Raw genomic sequence first — 16,949 nt, forward strand, 5'->3', positions numbered from 1 at the left:
TGTAATTTAGCAGCATAGAAATAATAATCATAATCCAATCTTAAATTTTTACTCATGAAAAATGTATTCAGCTTCCTTTTAATCTTAACCTTAACTTTTGGATTTATAGCTTGTGAAAATGACAGCGTTGCAAACCAAGAAGAATTATATGTAGATTCCCCTGACGGTGATGATATCCCAGATATTGAAACTGATTCTCCTGATGGTGATGACATTCCAGATATTGAAACTGATTCTCCAGATGGTGACGACATTCCAGATATTGAAACGCAAGGATAATTGTTTTAAAATATAATTATAAAACACCCTAAATTAAATCAATTTAGGGTTTTTTTGTACCTTGTATTTAGGTAAAAAAATGTTTAGCCCCCTATTAAATATAAAACCGACCACCCTAACTTTGCTATCAATTATAGTACTAGTTGTAGCTTGTAATAAGCAAAAAGCTAACAATGAACTAATACAAGAAAGTAGTAAGGATTCTCTTTACAATATAGTAATTTGGGCCAAAGACAGTACCGCTTTACCAATTGGCGAAAGAAAGGACCTATTACATGATGCTTATACCAAACTTAAAAATGAAAAGAGTACTGTTATTAAATTAAAAAATTTGCGAGCCATCAGCGCCGCTTACAAATCTATAGACGACACCTCCAAGTTCAAAATACTTCAAAAAGAATACATAGGTCTAGCTGATCGGACAAAGGATTATTTAGGAAAGGGAGATGCCCATTTAGATTTGGGCAGATTCTATTATAAAACACAAGCAGATAGTTCTTACTATCATTTTAGAGAGGCTTACAATGCTTATCTTCAAATTGCCAGTGCCAACCAAAACACAAAGAACAAACCAGCCGTTGCCATGTATTACATGGCGGCCATTAAGCAAAACAATAAGGATTATGTTGGTGCAGAAAATGAAATAACCAAAGCCATAGCCTATGCCGAAGAAAATAAAATAAACGAATTACTATTTCCCTTTTACACCTTACTTGGGGTAATACAAAACGGATTGTTAAATTTTGATGAAGCCATAGCCTATCACAATCAAGCCAAACAATATATAGAAGACACACCAACTACAAAACATTTAGAAAACTCGTTTATCAACCAAAATAATATTGCCAGCACTTATTTAAGGGAAGAAAATTTTGAAAAAGCCTTAGAAGCATATACGCCATTACTAAACTCAAAAGAACTAAAAAATATAAGACCGCAACTTTATGCAAAAGTGTTAACGAGTTACAACTATTCGGCATTCAAAACAAAAAATATTACCTCATATGAAGCCTCAGATAACATATTTAATTCTAACAGGATATTAGACAGTATAAAATATGGCTATGATTTAGCAAGAAACTATCATTTTTTGTCAGAAATAAATAAGGAAACCAGTACTCCAAAAGCAATAGAGTATGCATATCTAGCAAAGGCAAAGGCAATTGAAACGGAGAACAGGGACAGGCTTTTAAATACCTTGGAACTCTTGACCTTGGTAGATTCTAAAAATAGTAGTAAACATGCTAAAGATTATTTTGAATTAAACGAAACCCTACAACAAGAAGAACGGAACGTAATAGACAAATTTGCCCGTATACAATTAGAGACAGACCAAATAATTGATAGAAATAAAGATTTAACCGCAAAAAACGATCTGTACACCAAAATTGGAATAGGAATTGTAATTTTTGCTTTGGGTTTAACTATTATCATTAGCCAGCGTATAAACAACCAACGACTAAGGTTTAAGCAGAAACAGCAAGAAACCAATCAAGAAATTTACAACCTAATGCTTTCCCAGCAAGGGAAGCTAGAAGAAGGCAAACGAGAAGAACAAAAAAGAGTTTCACAAGAATTACACGATGGTATTCTTGGCGAAATGCTTGGTATTAGACTGTTGTTATCTGGCCTAAACGAAAAAACGGACGAAGCATCTATTAATCAAAGAAACCAATTGATAACCAAGCTTCAAGAATTAGAGGAGGAAATTAGAACAATAAGCCATGAATTAAATGACGCCTCTAACAAAAAAGTGGGAAATTTTGTTTCTACCATTAGCTCTTATTTAAATCAAATGCAGCAATCCACCAATATTCCTATCTATTTTAATTATGATATTAATTCTGATTGGGATGAATTGGATGGGGAAATTAAAATCAATAGCTATAGAATAATACAAGAATGTATCCAAAATAGTATAAAACATGCCAACTGCACCAAAATAGATTTAGATTTTTACCTGTATAAAAATAGTTTTGACTTTCATGTTAAGGACAATGGGATTGGATTTGATACCAAAAAAGAAAAGTCTGGCATAGGATTAAAAAATATAAAATCTAGAATGGAAAAATTAAACGGAACCTTTTCTATGAACAACGCTTCTCCCAATGGTACAATATTTGTTTTTAATGTGCCTTTGATTTAAAAAAAAACAAGAAAAGTATTACTTTTAAGACATATTTATTTACTACCCAAAGCGCCCATAAATAATGAAAACCTTAAGAATTCTTGCTATTGATGACCATGAAATGACCATGCTTGGTTATAAGTTTATCTTAGAACGTATCGTTTTTGATGATTACAATATTTTAGTTGATACGGCCAATAGCTTTGAGCAAGGTAAAGCCAAGATTGAGGATAGCGTCAGTTCTTTTAATTATGATATTATATTTTTAGATATTCAATTATTTCCACCAAATGAGGATCAACCTCACAATGGAGAAGATTTGGGTATTTTGGCAAGAAATCTAGTGCCTTCAAGTAAAATTGTATTCATGTCTTCCTTTAGCGATAATTACAGGATCAACAGCATTCTAAAGTCGGTAGATCCAGACGGTTATTTAGTAAAGACTGATATTGATCCAAAAACATTGGAACAAGCGGTTAGAACAGTATTAAAGGAACCTCCCTACTATTCGCCAAAAGCATTGGGTGCCATAAGAAAAAAAATGGCAAATGATTTGAGTTTGGATGAAAACGATAAAAAAATTCTTTACCATTTATCTATAGGTACAAAAACAAAAGATTTAGAAAATCACATTAAACTTTCTTCTTCTTCCATAGAAAACAGAAAACGACATTTAAAAACATTATTTGGCACAGAAAAAGAAAATGACCTAGCACTTATAGTTGCTGCCAAAAATAGAGGCTTTATTTAAGCAAACCGTTCATTTGTTATTTATAACCATTCAACATAGACCTGTAACAATTCGCTTAAAACAAAGTATTAACTATATTTTAACATAAAAAAAGCGAAAAACTAGCGGTTTCAATAGTGCAATTGTGTTAATATTCCTTAATTTACAATAAAAATCAGTTTATTTAAGGGTACATTGATAGCGCTATGAAAAATTTTTTCCATAAAAACCTAACGAGGCAACATCTAGATGGTCTTAAGATAAAAGGCATTCCTTCTTTAAAGAAAAGTCTAGAAAAAGAGTTTTTCGCAAATGTTGATATCAAACTTTTAAAAAGTTTTAATCACTTTAACTGTATAACCATTGCCATGGATTGCAATTTTAAATTGCACGAAGCCCTTTTCCAATTAAATAGTTTTAACTGGGGAAATTTAAATAATCACCCCTTACAAACCAGCAATTTTTTAAAAGAACAAATTCAAACTATTTCTTTTATTAATAATTCAACCTTTCACCTAACTGAACTTGCTATTAATTTTACGGATACTACGTTAGTAATAAATAAAATTCAGGGACTATTAATAGAAGATAATCTATCTAACATCTTAGACTCGTTAAGTCAGAACTATGTAAACCTAACCAAAGGGTTAAAGAAAATGCCTTTTGAAATGTATACAACGGTTTTTGAGCTAGATGAATTAGCCAATAATGTCTCGCAAAACACCCCCTTTATGGATTACCTTTACGTTTGGGGCGTTTACTTTTCAGACGAAGAAGAGATGCAAATTTATGATGTGCAGAACAAAAAATTCATGCAAGATTCTGCCGTAGATATTATAGATGAATAATACCTACGGACCAACCTTACAATTATTTATCCCTTAAAAAGCGGACGACCGCCCATAAAGTCGTTTACTTTGGTTTTAATGGCACCAATCTTAGCTTCATCACTAGAATTGGTTATAATTTCATTAATATGACCTACAATAACCTCCATGTCTTTTTCTACCAAACCTCTTGTGGTAATGGCCGGTGTTCCAAAACGTATTCCTGAAGTTATAAAAGGCGACTGATCATCAAAAGGAACCATATTCTTATTAGCGGTAATATCCGCTTTCCCAAGTACAGCCTCGGCATCTTTACCTGTAATATTCTTGTTCCTTAAGTCTATTAACATCATATGATTATCCGTACCCCCGGAAATCACTTTATAATCCAAGTCCATGAACGCCTTTGCCATTGCAGCCGCATTTTTCTTTACTTGTATCATGTAATGTAAAAAGTCGTCCGTTAATGCTTGGCCAAATGCAATTGCCTTACCTGCAATTACATGTTCTAACGGCCCACCTTGATTACCTGGAAAAACAGCCAAATCTAGCAAACCGGACATTTTTCTTAGGTTTCCATTTTTTAATTTTATGCCGAATGGATTTTCAAAATTTTCACCCATCAATATAAGACCTCCTCTAGGCCCTCTCAAGGTTTTATGGGTAGTAGTGGTAACTATATGGCAATGCGGAATTGGATCGTTCAATATTCCTTTTGCGATTAATCCCGCAGGGTGGGAAATATCTGCCAATAATATAGCGCCTACACTATCCGCAATCTCCCTAAAGCGCTTAAAATCAATATCCCTAGAATAGGCAGAAGCACCAGCTATTATTAGTTTTGGCTTTTCTTTATCCGCAATTTCTTGAATGGCATCATAATCCAACACTCCGGTTTCTTTGTCTACGCCATAAAAAACAGGATTATACAATTTACCACTAAAATTTACTGGTGAACCATGGGTAAGGTGCCCCCCATGAGATAAATCAAAACCTAAAATCGTATCACCAGGTTGCAAGCATGCATGGTATACAGAAGCATTGGCTTGCGATCCAGAGTGTGGTTGTACATTGGCATAAGATGCGCCAAACAATTCTTTAGCTCTGTCTATGGCCAATTGTTCTATTTGGTCTACAACTTCACAACCTCCATAATAACGTTTTCCAGGATAGCCTTCCGCGTATTTATTGGTAAGTACAGAACCTGCAGCTTCCATAACCTGCGGACTCGTAAAGTTTTCAGAGGCAATTAGCTCTATACCCCTTAATTGTCTTTCTTTCTCTTCAGAAATTAGGTCGAAAATTGTTTCGTCTCTTTGCATAAAACCATAGTTGGATTAGGCTGCAAAAATACGAATAGCTGACTTAAAATTAATGACTTGAATTGTTATTTTACTTCACTTTTCAACACAATCATTAACAAAATTTAAATTTTACAACCCTTGTATATACTAGGCTCAGAGCTTGTACGTTTCTTAAAAACAACTTTTGGCATACAAATTGGAACTTGCTTATTGAAACCATAAAACCAGAACCCATGAAAAAATTTTTACTTTTTATAACAACTGGAGTATTGATTTCCTGCGGTGGGGTTAAAAAAACCCAAGAAGCTTTAAATAGTGGCAACTACCAACTAGCCATGAATAAGGCAATAAAAAACCTTAGGGATAATAAAACCAAAAAGGGGAATCAAGAATATGTATTGCTTTTAGAAGAAGCCTTTGCCAAAAACCAACAAAGAGAATTAGAACAGATAAATTTTTTAAAAAAAGATGGCAACCCCGCTAATTTGGAAAAAATATACAATAGCTATGTTTCTTTAAGAAACTTGCAAAACCAGATTAAACCCTTATTGCCATTACCAATTTATGATGAAAATAGAAATGCCTCTTTTCAATTTAAAGATTATGCCAATGCCATAGTCAATACTAAAGAAGAGCTGGCTAATTATTTATATGATAACGCCGTACAACTGAGCAAAAATGCAGTTAACAAACAAGATTATAGGGCCGCCTACGAAGATTTTGCGTATTTATTAAAAATAAACCCTGGGTTTAAAGATGCAACCAAAAGAATGGAAGAAGCCCGTTTACAAGGGCAGGACTATGTAAAGGTAGCCCTTTACAATGCCACGGAACAAATTATACCACAACGCTTAGAAGACGCACTTTTGGATTTCAATACTTACGGAATAAACGATTTTTGGACACAATACCACGCAAATCCATTAGACAATATCAACTATGATTATGAAATGGCATTAGATTTTCAAAACATCTTTATTTCTCCAGAACAGGTAACTGAAAAACAGTTAGTGAAAGAAAAAATAGTAAAAGATGGTTTTGAATACGTTCTAGATAAAAATGGTAACGTTGCTAAAGATAGTCTTGGTAATGATATTAAAGTTGATAAACTTAAAACCGTAAGATGCGATTTCTACAGGTTTACCCAATCTAAAACTGCAGAAATTGGAGCAAAGATTAGTTTTACAGATTTAAAAACAAATCAAGTTATAAACTCATATCCGTTAAGCAGTGGTTTTGCCTTTGAGCATGTCTATGCTAGCCATAGTGGGGACAAACGCGCTTTAGAGCAAGACTTAATTAATCTGTTAGCAGTTAAATCGGTACCATTTCCAAGCAATGAACAAATGGTCTTTGATGCCGGCGAAGATTTAAAATTAAGGTTGAAAGAAATTGTAAAAAAACATCAATTCAATTAATAAAAAAGCCCTGTTTATTCAGGGCTTTTTTTATTTAAACATATTCTTTTAAGTCTACTTCTGAAATTGCACCGTGAGAATTATGATAAACTACCCTACCATCTTTTAAAATCAATAATTGGGGTGATTGGTGCTGCACATTAAACGTACTGGCTACAGCATTGCTTACAGAACGGTTGGCCAATAAGTCCAAGAAATAGAAGTCCATCTGATCGGGTCCCAAATCATAGTTAGAAGTAAACATATTCAAAACCATTCTGCTAATACCACAAGAGGTCGAATGTTTAAAAATAACCTGTGTACGCTGCTTAGATGCCAATACAATTGTTTCTAACTGCTCTATATTATCAAGAGGTATCCATGGAATTTTCGATTCCGAATTCTCATTTTCATTACCAAATAACCTTCCAAATATTCCCATATGGCAAAGGTATAACTTATCCAAATCATTTAAAAACTGACGATTTGACCGGTGATTAGTACTAAATTTCAGACAGATTGACAGTGGCAACAGAACGGCAAGATAATTGACCTTTCTCCAGAAAAACAGCAAAAAAGATGAACTTTAATAATTTCACAATAAAATCACAAGAGGCTATACAGCAAGCACAACAGATTGCGCAAGGCTATGGGCATCAACAGATAGAAAACGAACATATTTTTAAGGCAATAACAGAGGTAGATGAGAATGTTCTACCCTTTTTATTAAAAAAGTTAAATGCTAATTCCAGTCTTATCAACCAAGTTGTAGACAAAGAAATAGAGCGTTTTTCAAAAGTTTCAGGGGCAGATATCATGCTTTCTAGAGAAGCAGGTAAAACACTTAATGAGGCTGCTATTGTTGCCAAAAAAATGGGAGATGAATACGTCTCCATAGAACACTTGCTTCTAGCCATCTTTAAATCTAAGAGCAAAATAGCACAGATATTAAAAGATAACGGAATAACGGAAAAGGATCTAACAGCAGCTATTACAGAATTAAGAAAAGGCGGAAACGTAACTTCTCAAAGCGCAGAAGACACCTATAATTCATTGGATAAGTTTGCAAAGAACCTAAATAAATTAGCAGATTCTGGCAAACTAGATCCTGTTATTGGTAGGGATGAAGAAATTAGACGTGTGCTGCAGATTTTGTCTAGACGCACCAAAAACAATCCTATGCTGGTTGGGGAGCCTGGTGTGGGTAAAACTGCCATTGCAGAAGGTTTAGCACATAGAATTGTTCAAGGAGACGTCCCTGAGAATTTAAAAGACAAAATAATCTATTCCCTAGATATGGGTGCCTTAATTGCGGGTGCCAAGTATAAGGGTGAATTTGAAGAAAGGTTAAAGTCTGTAATTAAAGAAGTTACCAGTTCTGAAGGAGACATTGTTTTGTTTATAGATGAAATACACACACTGGTTGGTGCAGGTGGCGGACAAGGAGCTATGGATGCGGCTAATATTTTAAAACCGGCATTGGCAAGGGGTGAGTTAAGGGCAATTGGCGCAACAACCTTGGATGAATATCAAAAATACTTTGAGAAAGATAAAGCGTTGGAAAGACGTTTTCAAAAAGTAGTGGTAGACGAGCCAGATACAGAAAGTGCTATTTCTATTTTAAGGGGTATTAAAGAGAAATATGAGGCGCACCATAAGGTTAGAATTATGGACGAGGCCGTAATTGCTGCGGTAGAATTATCACAACGCTATATCACAGACCGATTTTTACCAGACAAAGCTATAGATTTAATGGACGAGGCCGCATCTAAACTACGTATGGAAATTAATTCTAAACCAGAGGAATTAGATGTTTTGGACAGAAAGATTATGCAGCTTGAAATTGAAATTGAAGCGATTAAACGAGAAAATGATGAAAGCAAATTAAAAACCTTAAATCTAGACCTAGCAAACTTAAAAGAAGAACGTAAAGATATTTTTGCCCAATGGGAAAGCGAAAAAACTGTGGTTGATAATATTCAAAAGACCAAACAGGATATTGAAAACTACAAAATAGAAGCAGAACGGGCAGAGCGCAATGGAGATTACGGAAAAGTTGCTGAGCTTAGGTATGGTAAAATTAAAGAGTCTCAAGCACTTTTAGATCAGTTACAAGAAGAATTACAAGAACAACAGGCTTCGGCAACCTTAATAAAAGAAGAGGTAACCAATGAAGATATTGCAGAAGTGGTAGCTAAATGGACTGGAATACCGGTTACTAAAATGTTGCAAAGCGAAAGGGAAAAATTGTTGCAACTAGAAAACGTTTTACATAAACGCGTAGTTGGTCAAGAAGAAGCCATTGAGGCAGTTTCCGATGCCATAAGAAGAAGCAGGGCCGGTCTGCAGGACACTAAAAAACCAATAGGTTCTTTTCTGTTCTTAGGTACTACAGGGGTGGGTAAAACAGAGTTGGCCAAAACCCTAGCTGCGTATTTGTTTGATGATGAAAACGCAATCACAAGAATTGATATGAGTGAGTATCAAGAAAGACACTCGGTTAGTAGATTGGTAGGGGCGCCTCCAGGATATGTAGGTTATGATGAAGGCGGACAATTAACGGAAGCCGTTAGAAGAAGACCGTATTCTGTTGTGTTGTTAGATGAGATAGAGAAGGCCCACCCAGACACATTTAATATCTTATTACAGGTTCTGGACGAAGGTAGGCTAACAGATAACAAAGGACGTGTTGCAGACTTTAAAAATGCCATTATTATCATGACAAGTAATATGGGCAGCCATATTATCCAAGAAAAGTTTGAAACCGCTAATGATATATATAGTGCAACCGAAGCTGCACGTGTAGAAGTCTTAGGGTTACTTAAAAAATCCATTAGACCAGAATTTCTAAACAGGATAGATGATATAGTAATGTTTACACCTTTGAGCAGGGAAAATATTAAGGCCATTGTTGGCTTACAAATAGAAAGCCTTAAAAAGATGTTGGCAAAACAGAACATTACTTTAGATGCTACAGCAGAAGCAATTGCTTACTTAAGCGCTAAAGGATATGATCCACAGTACGGAGCAAGACCAATTAAACGATTGGTACAAAAAGAAGTCTTGAATAAACTTTCTAAAGAACTTTTAAGCGGCTCCATAAAAAGTGAAAGTATTATTCTTTTAGATTCTTTTGACGATGCTTTAGTGTTTAGAAATCAAAACGAATTGGTGAACTAAATACATGATTTTTAACTAAAAAGCCCTTTAAATTTGAAGGGCTTTTTTTATACCTTTTAGTATTTTATAGCTATCTTAGCTACAAAATTTTCCGCTATGGCCAGTAAAGCAGAAAGGACTACTAAATACATAATTGAAACCGTTGCCCCAATTTTTAATAAGCATGGTTATGTTGGCACCAGCATGAGCCATCTAACAGAGGCAACTGGCCTTACAAAAGGTGCTATTTATGGCAATTTTGAGAATAAAGAGGCTTTAGCTTTAGCTGCTTTTGATTATAACCGGCAAATACTTTTGGAGAAAATAGACCATGTTCTTAATAGCGAAGAAAAAGCTATTAGCAAGATACAAGCTCTTATCGCGTTTCATAAACAATATGATGTTTTTACCATTGAATTGGGCGGCTGCCCTATTTTAAATACGGGTGTAGACGCACAGCACAACAATAATTTACTTGCTGCTGCAAATAAAGAGACCATTAGGGAAATAGAAGGTAAAATTGCCTTGGTATTAGAAAATGGTGCCAATAACGGAGAATTAAGGTTATCCGTGCCACCACTACAGTTTGCCAAACAATTGTATACCATGATACAAGGTGCCATAGCCCTATTTACTATGACACAAGACCGAAAGTATTTGGCCAATACAATGGCATACCTATCGCATCTAGTTAACAGAGAATTTAACTAATTTAAAAAAATATAATTCCCACAGACTCGTTTAATAAACACCTAAATTCAGACTAAATAATAAATACATGAAAAATATAGAGGGTAAAACTTCAAATTATAACCTTTTTCATGCAATGGTAATGTTACTTTGCTTTCTTACTTTTTTAAGCTGTAAGGAAGATAAAAAGCAAGAGCCCCCAAAAGATCCGGTAATCACCACTTTTTATTTAATTAGGCATGCAGAAAAGGATAGAAGCAACCCAGAGGACAAAGACCCAGAGTTAAATCAAGACGGTTTAGGCAGGGCAATGCTTTGGGCCAATATGTTCGACACCTTAGATTTAGACGCTGTTTATTCTACAGATTATACCCGTACAAAAATGACGGCTGCCCCAACATCTGTAAAACACAATATTGATATTAAAATATTTGACCCAAAAGAAATTGATGTGAAACAGTTGTTGTTAGACAACTATGGTGCAAGTGTTCTAATGGTAGGCCACAGCAACACTACCCCGGCCTTGGCCAATAAGTTAATTGGAGAAGAAAAATATCAGTCAATGGACGATAATGATAATAGTAGTGTGTACATCATTAAACTTGCAGATAGCATAGGTAACGTTGTATCCGCTAAAATTCAAAAAGTAGATTAATACTACTCCACCTTAACATTTTCTAGCTCTATTTTGGATAGCAGCTTTAATTTGCCCGCTTCAAAGAGCCTTCCAATCTCATCTAAATGTATATTGGAATTTATTGGTGCATAATTCTCGTAATCTACAAAACGTATTGCTTTTACAAAACGCTCGTTATATGCTCTTCTAAAGCGATAACCGCCACCGTTAACAGTAAAGGAATAGGCCAAAAAGTCAATTTTGAAATCATTCTTTCCTATCCAATACAAGTATACATCTTCAAAATCTTCTCCCCCATTTTGTTGGTTAAAGGTTACTTTTACTTTATAGTATTCTTTTTCAAATAATGTTTCATCTGCTAACAATTCTTTGTTTACCGCCTCATCATTTAAACCATAGGGTAATTTAGCAAAGTAGTGAACCGAATTAATTGAATTAGCAAAATTTTGTGCAGTACTATCGGCCAACGAAACCAAGGAATTATTTATACTCCGGGTAAAATCCTGTCCATTTTTTATATCTAATAAGGTATCGTTACCTTTAGTTCTGGAACGTGTTAACTTAAATCCTTGTCTAGATTTAGAAGAAGTATACAGGTAATCTCTAAATTTAAACGTTACTTTTTTCGCTTCAAAAAGTTCTCCTCCAGATACCTTAATAGCATTATCCACAACCTGTTGCGCAGTAACGTTGGTTTTAGAATGGCAACCATAAACAGTTATAACTAGTATTATTAAGATAAATCGCATAAATCACTATTTTCTACTTAATCGTAAATATCAATATTTCATTACAAATTAAAACAGAACTTCTATTTTTGTAGCCTATGAACAACAACATAAACATAAAGAACAAGAGGGCTAAATTCGATTATGAGATTTTGGACAAATACATGGCAGGCATTGTTTTGTCTGGTACAGAAATTAAATCCATTCGATTAGGAAAAGCTTCTATTTCTCAAAGTTTTTGTGAGTTCAATCCTAAAGGAGAATTATTCATCATAAACATGCAGGTAGATGAGTATAGCCACGGCGGCCATTACAACCATGCACCTAAAGCAGAACGTAAACTCCTTTTAAATAAAAGAGAGTTAAAAAAGTTGAATAAAGAAGTTACCGCTAGCGGACTTACCATTATACCGCTTAATCTTTTTATCAACGAACGCGGATTGGCGAAAATAAACGTTGCTTTGGCCCGTGGGAAAAAACAGTACGACAAAAGAGAAACTATAAAAGACCGAGATAACAAACGGAATTTGGCCCGGGTCAAAAAAAGCTTTAATAACTAAGGCTAATTCTTATCTTCTAAAAGTGGAACAAACCTAAAGTTTCCGTAGGTTGTTTTTTCAAATTCTTTTTCAGATTTCCGAACAAACAAAGTCATAATTTGGTCTTCAATACCTACAGGAATTACTAACCTACCACCAATTGCTAGCTGTGAAAGTAATGCTTTGGGAACCTCTGGAGCGCCTGCGGTTACAATTATTCCTTTAAATGGCGCTTCTTCTGGCATCCCTTTGTAACCATCACCAAAAATTTGCTTCTTGGGCCTAAACCCCATTCGGTCAAAGAAACGCTTTGTGGTTTTAAATAGCTCCAATTGGCGTTCTATGGTGTAGACCCTAGCTTTTAATGTTAACAACACAGAAGTCTGGTAACCACTACCCGTACCTATTTCCAATATTTTATCGTTAGGAGAAACCTTCAACAATTCGGTTTGAAAAGCTACCGTGTAAGGTTGTGATATGGTTTGGTCTGCTCCAATAGGGAAAGCCTTGTCTTGGTAGGCATGTGCTTCAAAGCTACTGTCTAAAAACAAATGCCTTGGCACCTGTCTTATTGCTCCTAATACGTTCTGGTCCTGTATTCCTTTCGCTTCCAATAAGTTTGCCAACTTATTGCGCATTCCTTTATGTTTTAAGGTATCTCGCATGTTTTGGTTTGGTTCTCAAAATTACAGAAACCTTTAAAAATAGCAATCCTCAATTTAATGGATATGCGTATTTTTGAAAAAACTATTCCACATGTTAAAAGTTGGCGTTCTTGGAGCCGGTCATTTGGGTAAAATCCATTTAAGACTTTTAAATCAATCTGAAAAATATGAACTAGTAGGGTTTTATGACCCAGACGAAATTAATGCGCAAAAAGTAGCAAAAGAATTTGGCTATACCTACTTTGAAAATGTGAATATCCTATTAAATCAAGTAGACGTTATAGACATTGTTACCCCTACTCTTTCTCATTTTGAAACGGCCAAAAAGGCCATAGAAAAAGGTAAACATATATTCATAGAAAAACCCATCACCAATACATTAACAGAAGCCGAAACAGTAATTGAATTGGCCAAAAAACATAAGGTTAAAGGTCAAGTTGGGCATGTAGAACGTTTTAATCCTGCTTTTCTTGCCGTTAAAGAAAAAGTAGAAAACCCAATGTTTATAGAAACGCATCGTTTAGCAGAATTTAACCCTAGGGGAACAGATGTACCCGTGGTATTGGACCTTATGATACATGATATAGATGTTATTTTAAGTGTGGTACCAAGTAGGGTTAAACAAATTAATGCGAGTGGTGTTTCTGTTATTAGTAATTCTCCGGACATTGCCAATGCCAGGATTGCCTTTGAAAATGGCTGTGTGGCCAACTTAACGGCCAGTAGAATTTCTTTAAAAAACATGCGTAAATCGAGGTTTTTTCAAAAAGATGCCTATATCTCCGTAGATTTTTTAGAAAAAGCGGTTGAAGTGGTAAAAATGAAGGATGCGCCTGAGGTACCCGGAAGTTTTGACATGATTTTACAAAACGCGGAAGGTGAAAAAAAACAAATTTACTTTGAAAATCCAGAGATAAACCCAAATAATGCCATCTTGGACGAGTTAGAAACTTTTGCAGATGCCATTACAAATAATACAGAACCCGTTGTAACTCTTGAGGCGGGTACAGAAGCGCTTAGGGTAGCCCTAGCCATAATAAATGCATTCAACGACTAAAGACTAAAGACTAAACATAATGAATAAAATTGCAGTTATAGGTGCAGGTACCATGGGCAATGGTATTGCACACGTTTTTGCCCAGAATGGATACCGTGTTAACCTAATAGATATATCACAAGAATCCCTAAACAAAGGAATAGCTACCATAAGCAAAAACCTAGATCGTTTATTGGCAAAAGAAAAAATTACGGAAACCGTAAAAGAGAACACTTTAGGTAATATTACCACATTTACCCAACTAGAAATTGGTGTAAAAGAAGCTGACTTGGTTGTAGAAGCGGCCACTGAAGACTTAGAAGTTAAATTGAATATCTTTAGAGAACTAGATACCATTTGTGATGCCAATACTATTTTGGCCACCAACACTTCTTCTATATCCATTACACAAATTGCAGCCGTAACAAAAAGACCGGAAAAGGTGATAGGAATGCACTTTATGAATCCTGTACCTATTATGAAATTGGTAGAGATTATACGAGGTTACAACACCAGTGATAGTGTAACAGAGCAAATAATGGCGTTGTCCAAAGCACTTGGTAAAACGCCTACGGAAGTAAATGATTACCCTGGCTTTGTGGCCAATAGAATTTTAATGCCCATGCTAAACGAAGCTATTGAGACTTTGTATAATGGTGTTGCAGGAGTAGAAGAAATAGATACGGTAATGAAATTGGGAATGGCACATCCAATGGGGCCCTTGCAATTGGCAGATTTTATAGGGTTAGATGTTTGCCTTTCTATTTTAAATGTAATGTATGATGGGTTTAAGAATCCAAAATATGCTCCATGTCCGCTATTGGTTAACATGGTTACCGCTGGCAAACTTGGTGTTAAAACTGGTGAAGGGTTTTATGACTATAGCGAAAGTAAAAAAGCAGAAAAGGTTTCCAAACAATTTGTTTAATAGCTTATGGCAACCATAAAGCCGTTTAGAGCGGTAAGGCCCGTAAAGGACAAAGTAGCTCTAGTCGCGTCTCGTTCTTACGAAGAATATTCTGAAGACGAGTTGCAATGTACCTTGGCACATAATCCTTTTTCGTTTCTCCATATAATTAATCCGGGTTTTAAATACCATAAAATCCTTGCCGGAGAAGAGCGTTTTAGTTTAGTAAAAAATAGGTATTGGGAGTTTTTAGAAGAAAAAACGTTTATTAAAGACCAAAAGCCAGCTTTTTACTTATATCAGATTAAGAAAGACCAATTTAAAACCTTGGGTATTTTTGCTGCCACCAGTGTAACCGATTATGATTGTGGTAAAATAAAAAAGCACGAAGAAACCCTGGAGAGTCGAGAAAGCTTATTTGCCCATTATTTGGAAACTGTGGGGTTTAACGCAGAGCCGGTGCTTATTACCTACGAATCTACTAAAGAATTAGAGGTTTTATTAAATGAGCAAACTACTGCCCTGCCCGAGTATGATTTTACTACTACGGACAAAGTAAATCACAAACTGTGGCCCGTGTACCAAGCAGATGCCATCAGCAAAATCACATCCATTTTTTCACAAATGGATGCACTCTACATTGCAGATGGGCATCATAGGTGCGCATCTTCTTCCTTACTGGCCAAAGCTGCTAAACTAGCCGGTAATGATACAATGCATCATGATTTTTTTATGAGCTACTTAATTCCAGAAAAAGAGGTTAAAATTTACGAGTTCAATAGAATGGTCAAAGATTTAAACGGATTGAGCAAAGAGGAGTTCTTAATTCGCTTAGATACCAATTTTAGAATAGAGCAAAAACCCAATAATGGAAACAAACCAAAAGAAAAACATCATTTTAGCATGTATTTAGATGGTGAGTTTTATTTGCTTTACTTACGCAAGCAAGCCTATACCTTTACAGATGCCTTAAGCCGATTAGATACCCAAATACTGTATAAAACTATTTTGGAACCCGTATTGGGAATAAAGGATTTAAGAAATGATAAACGCATCTCTTACGGTTATGGCAAGCACAATATCATAAAAATGAAAGATTGCATTGATAAAGGCGATTTTAAAGTAGGTTTTAGCTTGGTTCCTATTACCATGGAAGAAATTAAGCAGATAGCAGACGCCGGACTTGTAATGCCACCAAAAAGCACTTATATTGAACCAAAACTCAGAAGTGGCCTTACCATTTATGAATTGTAACTTATGCCCATAAAAGAAAACTTAGTTCAAATAAAAAACAGCTTGCCCAACCACGTTACCTTGGTGGCTGTTTCCAAGACCAAGCCTAAAGAAGATTTGATGGAAGCATATGACGCAGGACAACGAATTTTTGGCGAAAACAAAATTCAAGAAATGACGGAAAAATGGGAAGCCCTACCCAAAGACATTTCTTGGCACATGATTGGGCATGTACAACGTAACAAGGTTAAATACATGGCGCCATACGTTTCTTTGATTCATGGCGTGGATAGTTTTAAGTTGTTAAAAGAAATAGATAAACAAGCCAAAAAAAACAATCGGAATATAGCGTGTTTGCTGCAAATGCATATTGCAGAAGAAAGCACAAAATTTGGATTGGATAGCGAAGAATTGTTTGCTATGTTAAACAATGCCAATTTCAAGGCTTTGGATAATATTACCATAAAAGGACTTATGGGGATGGCTACTTTTACCGATGATGAAGCACAGATAAGAAAAGAATTTCAAAACCTTAGACAGCTTTACAATAAAGCCAAAGAATTAGTACCAAGCCTAGAGGTTTTATCTATGGGCATGAGCGGAGATTACAAAATTGCCATTGAAGAAGGTAGTACAATGGTACGTATTGGCAGTAGTATTTTTGGAGCAAGAAATTACAGCTAAACCATT

The 16,949-nt window shown here is 35.2% G+C and carries 17 protein-coding genes; 13 read left to right on the forward strand and 4 right to left on the reverse strand.

Annotated elements, in window-relative coordinates; genetic code table 11:
• Positions 1 to 54: 54 nt before the first annotated feature.
• From BUL40_RS05850 to BUL40_RS05865, 4 genes are all read left to right on the forward strand, one after another.
• Entirely contained in the window at positions 55 to 279 is a 225-nt protein-coding gene (locus BUL40_RS05850; RefSeq protein WP_080318457.1) for a hypothetical protein, read from the forward strand.
• A gap of 121 nt (positions 280 to 400) precedes the next feature.
• Complete coding sequence (locus tag BUL40_RS05855) at positions 401 to 2,425, forward strand: tetratricopeptide repeat-containing sensor histidine kinase (RefSeq protein WP_176465452.1); 2,025 nt, start codon at positions 401 to 403, stop codon at positions 2,423 to 2,425.
• A gap of 64 nt (positions 2,426 to 2,489) precedes the next feature.
• Positions 2,490 to 3,158, forward strand: a complete 669-nt coding sequence (locus tag BUL40_RS05860; RefSeq protein WP_080318459.1) for a response regulator — start codon at positions 2,490 to 2,492, stop codon at positions 3,156 to 3,158.
• 185 nt (positions 3,159 to 3,343) lie between these two features.
• Positions 3,344 to 3,985: a hypothetical protein gene (locus BUL40_RS05865; RefSeq protein WP_080318460.1), complete on the forward strand. Its 642-nt coding sequence runs from the start codon at positions 3,344 to 3,346 to the stop codon at positions 3,983 to 3,985.
• Positions 3,986 to 4,011: 26 nt separating this feature from the next.
• Here BUL40_RS05865 and glyA read toward each other — a convergent pair whose 3' ends face one another.
• Positions 4,012 to 5,286: a serine hydroxymethyltransferase gene (glyA, locus tag BUL40_RS05870; protein WP_080318461.1), complete on the reverse strand. Its 1,275-nt coding sequence runs from the start codon at positions 5,284 to 5,286 to the stop codon at positions 4,012 to 4,014.
• A gap of 215 nt (positions 5,287 to 5,501) precedes the next feature.
• On the opposite strand from glyA, the gene BUL40_RS05875 reads away from it, so the two are divergent.
• Positions 5,502 to 6,686 carry a hypothetical protein gene (locus tag BUL40_RS05875; RefSeq protein WP_080318630.1) on the forward strand — a complete coding sequence of 395 codons (1,185 nt, stop codon included), beginning with the start codon at positions 5,502 to 5,504 and terminating at the stop codon, positions 6,684 to 6,686.
• A gap of 34 nt (positions 6,687 to 6,720) precedes the next feature.
• Here BUL40_RS05875 and ytxJ read toward each other — a convergent pair whose 3' ends face one another.
• A complete protein-coding gene (gene ytxJ, locus BUL40_RS05880) occupies positions 6,721 to 7,107 on the reverse strand; it encodes a bacillithiol system redox-active protein YtxJ (protein ID WP_080318462.1) in 387 nt (128 codons plus the stop codon).
• Between the two features lie 137 nt (positions 7,108 to 7,244).
• Here ytxJ and clpB point away from each other — a divergent pair, with 137 nt between their 5' ends.
• The 3 genes from clpB to BUL40_RS05895 all read left to right on the forward strand — a co-directional run bounded on the left by clpB (position 7,245) and on the right by BUL40_RS05895 (position 11,169).
• Positions 7,245 to 9,845 (forward strand): ATP-dependent chaperone ClpB, encoded by a 2,601-nt coding sequence (gene clpB, locus BUL40_RS05885; protein ID WP_080318463.1) that lies wholly within the window; start codon positions 7,245 to 7,247, stop codon positions 9,843 to 9,845.
• Between the two features lie 96 nt (positions 9,846 to 9,941).
• Positions 9,942 to 10,535: a TetR/AcrR family transcriptional regulator gene (locus tag BUL40_RS05890; RefSeq protein ID WP_080318464.1), complete on the forward strand. Its 594-nt coding sequence runs from the start codon at positions 9,942 to 9,944 to the stop codon at positions 10,533 to 10,535.
• Positions 10,536 to 10,602: 67 nt separating this feature from the next.
• Positions 10,603 to 11,169 carry a SixA phosphatase family protein gene (locus BUL40_RS05895; protein WP_010518050.1) on the forward strand — a complete coding sequence of 189 codons (567 nt, stop codon included), beginning with the start codon at positions 10,603 to 10,605 and terminating at the stop codon, positions 11,167 to 11,169.
• Positions 11,170 to 11,171: 2 nt separating this feature from the next.
• On the opposite strand, the gene BUL40_RS05900 is transcribed toward BUL40_RS05895, so the two are convergent.
• The gene (locus BUL40_RS05900) at positions 11,172 to 11,900 is read right to left on the reverse strand and encodes a DUF6503 family protein (RefSeq protein WP_080318465.1); all 729 of its coding nucleotides are present in this window, start codon (positions 11,898 to 11,900) and stop codon (positions 11,172 to 11,174) included.
• Between the two features lie 77 nt (positions 11,901 to 11,977).
• Between BUL40_RS05900 and smpB the strand changes: the two genes are divergently transcribed.
• On the forward strand, positions 11,978 to 12,439 hold the full coding sequence (gene smpB, locus BUL40_RS05905; protein WP_010518047.1) for an SsrA-binding protein SmpB: 462 nt from the start codon (positions 11,978 to 11,980) through the stop codon (positions 12,437 to 12,439).
• A gap of 2 nt (positions 12,440 to 12,441) precedes the next feature.
• On the opposite strand, the gene BUL40_RS05910 is transcribed toward smpB, so the two are convergent.
• Entirely contained in the window at positions 12,442 to 13,083 is a 642-nt protein-coding gene (locus BUL40_RS05910) for a protein-L-isoaspartate(D-aspartate) O-methyltransferase (protein ID WP_010518046.1), read from the reverse strand.
• A gap of 91 nt (positions 13,084 to 13,174) precedes the next feature.
• Between BUL40_RS05910 and BUL40_RS05915 the strand changes: the two genes are divergently transcribed.
• The 4 genes from BUL40_RS05915 to BUL40_RS05930 are packed head-to-tail and all read left to right on the forward strand — an operon-like array spanning position 13,175 to position 16,943.
• A complete protein-coding gene (locus BUL40_RS05915; RefSeq protein ID WP_080318466.1) occupies positions 13,175 to 14,140 on the forward strand; it encodes a Gfo/Idh/MocA family protein in 966 nt (321 codons plus the stop codon).
• A 19-nt stretch (positions 14,141 to 14,159) separates the two neighbouring features.
• Positions 14,160 to 15,047, forward strand: coding sequence for a 3-hydroxyacyl-CoA dehydrogenase family protein (locus tag BUL40_RS05920; protein ID WP_080318467.1), 888 nt, complete (start codon positions 14,160 to 14,162; stop codon positions 15,045 to 15,047).
• Positions 15,048 to 15,053: 6 nt separating this feature from the next.
• Positions 15,054 to 16,280, forward strand: a complete 1,227-nt coding sequence (locus tag BUL40_RS05925; protein ID WP_080318468.1) for a DUF1015 domain-containing protein — start codon at positions 15,054 to 15,056, stop codon at positions 16,278 to 16,280.
• A gap of 3 nt (positions 16,281 to 16,283) precedes the next feature.
• The gene (locus BUL40_RS05930; RefSeq protein ID WP_080318469.1) at positions 16,284 to 16,943 is read left to right on the forward strand and encodes a YggS family pyridoxal phosphate-dependent enzyme; all 660 of its coding nucleotides are present in this window, start codon (positions 16,284 to 16,286) and stop codon (positions 16,941 to 16,943) included.
• Positions 16,944 to 16,949 lie beyond the last annotated feature (6 nt).

This window comes from Croceivirga radicis (genome assembly GCF_002072105.2).
Lineage (GTDB): Bacteria > Bacteroidota > Bacteroidia > Flavobacteriales > Flavobacteriaceae > Croceivirga > Croceivirga radicis.

Excerpts from the sequence above, each read along its gene's own strand:
- BUL40_RS05850 (WP_080318457.1), top strand. The coding sequence starts at position 55 with ATGAAAAATGTATTCAGCTTCCTTTTAATCTTAACCTTAACTTTTGGA.
- BUL40_RS05860 (WP_080318459.1), top strand. The coding sequence starts at position 2,490 with ATGAAAACCTTAAGAATTCTTGCTATTGATGACCATGAAATGACCATG.
- BUL40_RS05865 (WP_080318460.1), top strand. The coding sequence starts at position 3,344 with ATGAAAAATTTTTTCCATAAAAACCTAACGAGGCAACATCTAGATGGT.
- glyA (WP_080318461.1), bottom strand. The coding sequence starts at position 5,286 with ATGCAAAGAGACGAAACAATTTTCGACCTAATTTCTGAAGAGAAAGAA.
- BUL40_RS05875 (WP_080318630.1), top strand. The coding sequence starts at position 5,502 with ATGAAAAAATTTTTACTTTTTATAACAACTGGAGTATTGATTTCCTGC.
- ytxJ (WP_080318462.1), bottom strand. The coding sequence starts at position 7,107 with ATGGGAATATTTGGAAGGTTATTTGGTAATGAAAATGAGAATTCGGAA.
- clpB (WP_080318463.1), top strand. The coding sequence starts at position 7,245 with ATGAACTTTAATAATTTCACAATAAAATCACAAGAGGCTATACAGCAA.
- BUL40_RS05890 (WP_080318464.1), top strand. The coding sequence starts at position 9,942 with ATGGCCAGTAAAGCAGAAAGGACTACTAAATACATAATTGAAACCGTT.
- BUL40_RS05895 (WP_010518050.1), top strand. The coding sequence starts at position 10,603 with ATGAAAAATATAGAGGGTAAAACTTCAAATTATAACCTTTTTCATGCA.
- BUL40_RS05900 (WP_080318465.1), bottom strand. The coding sequence starts at position 11,900 with ATGCGATTTATCTTAATAATACTAGTTATAACTGTTTATGGTTGCCAT.
- smpB (WP_010518047.1), top strand. The coding sequence starts at position 11,978 with ATGAACAACAACATAAACATAAAGAACAAGAGGGCTAAATTCGATTAT.
- BUL40_RS05910 (WP_010518046.1), bottom strand. The coding sequence starts at position 13,083 with ATGCGAGATACCTTAAAACATAAAGGAATGCGCAATAAGTTGGCAAAC.
- BUL40_RS05915 (WP_080318466.1), top strand. The coding sequence starts at position 13,175 with ATGTTAAAAGTTGGCGTTCTTGGAGCCGGTCATTTGGGTAAAATCCAT.
- BUL40_RS05920 (WP_080318467.1), top strand. The coding sequence starts at position 14,160 with ATGAATAAAATTGCAGTTATAGGTGCAGGTACCATGGGCAATGGTATT.
- BUL40_RS05925 (WP_080318468.1), top strand. The coding sequence starts at position 15,054 with ATGGCAACCATAAAGCCGTTTAGAGCGGTAAGGCCCGTAAAGGACAAA.
- BUL40_RS05930 (WP_080318469.1), top strand. The coding sequence starts at position 16,284 with ATGCCCATAAAAGAAAACTTAGTTCAAATAAAAAACAGCTTGCCCAAC.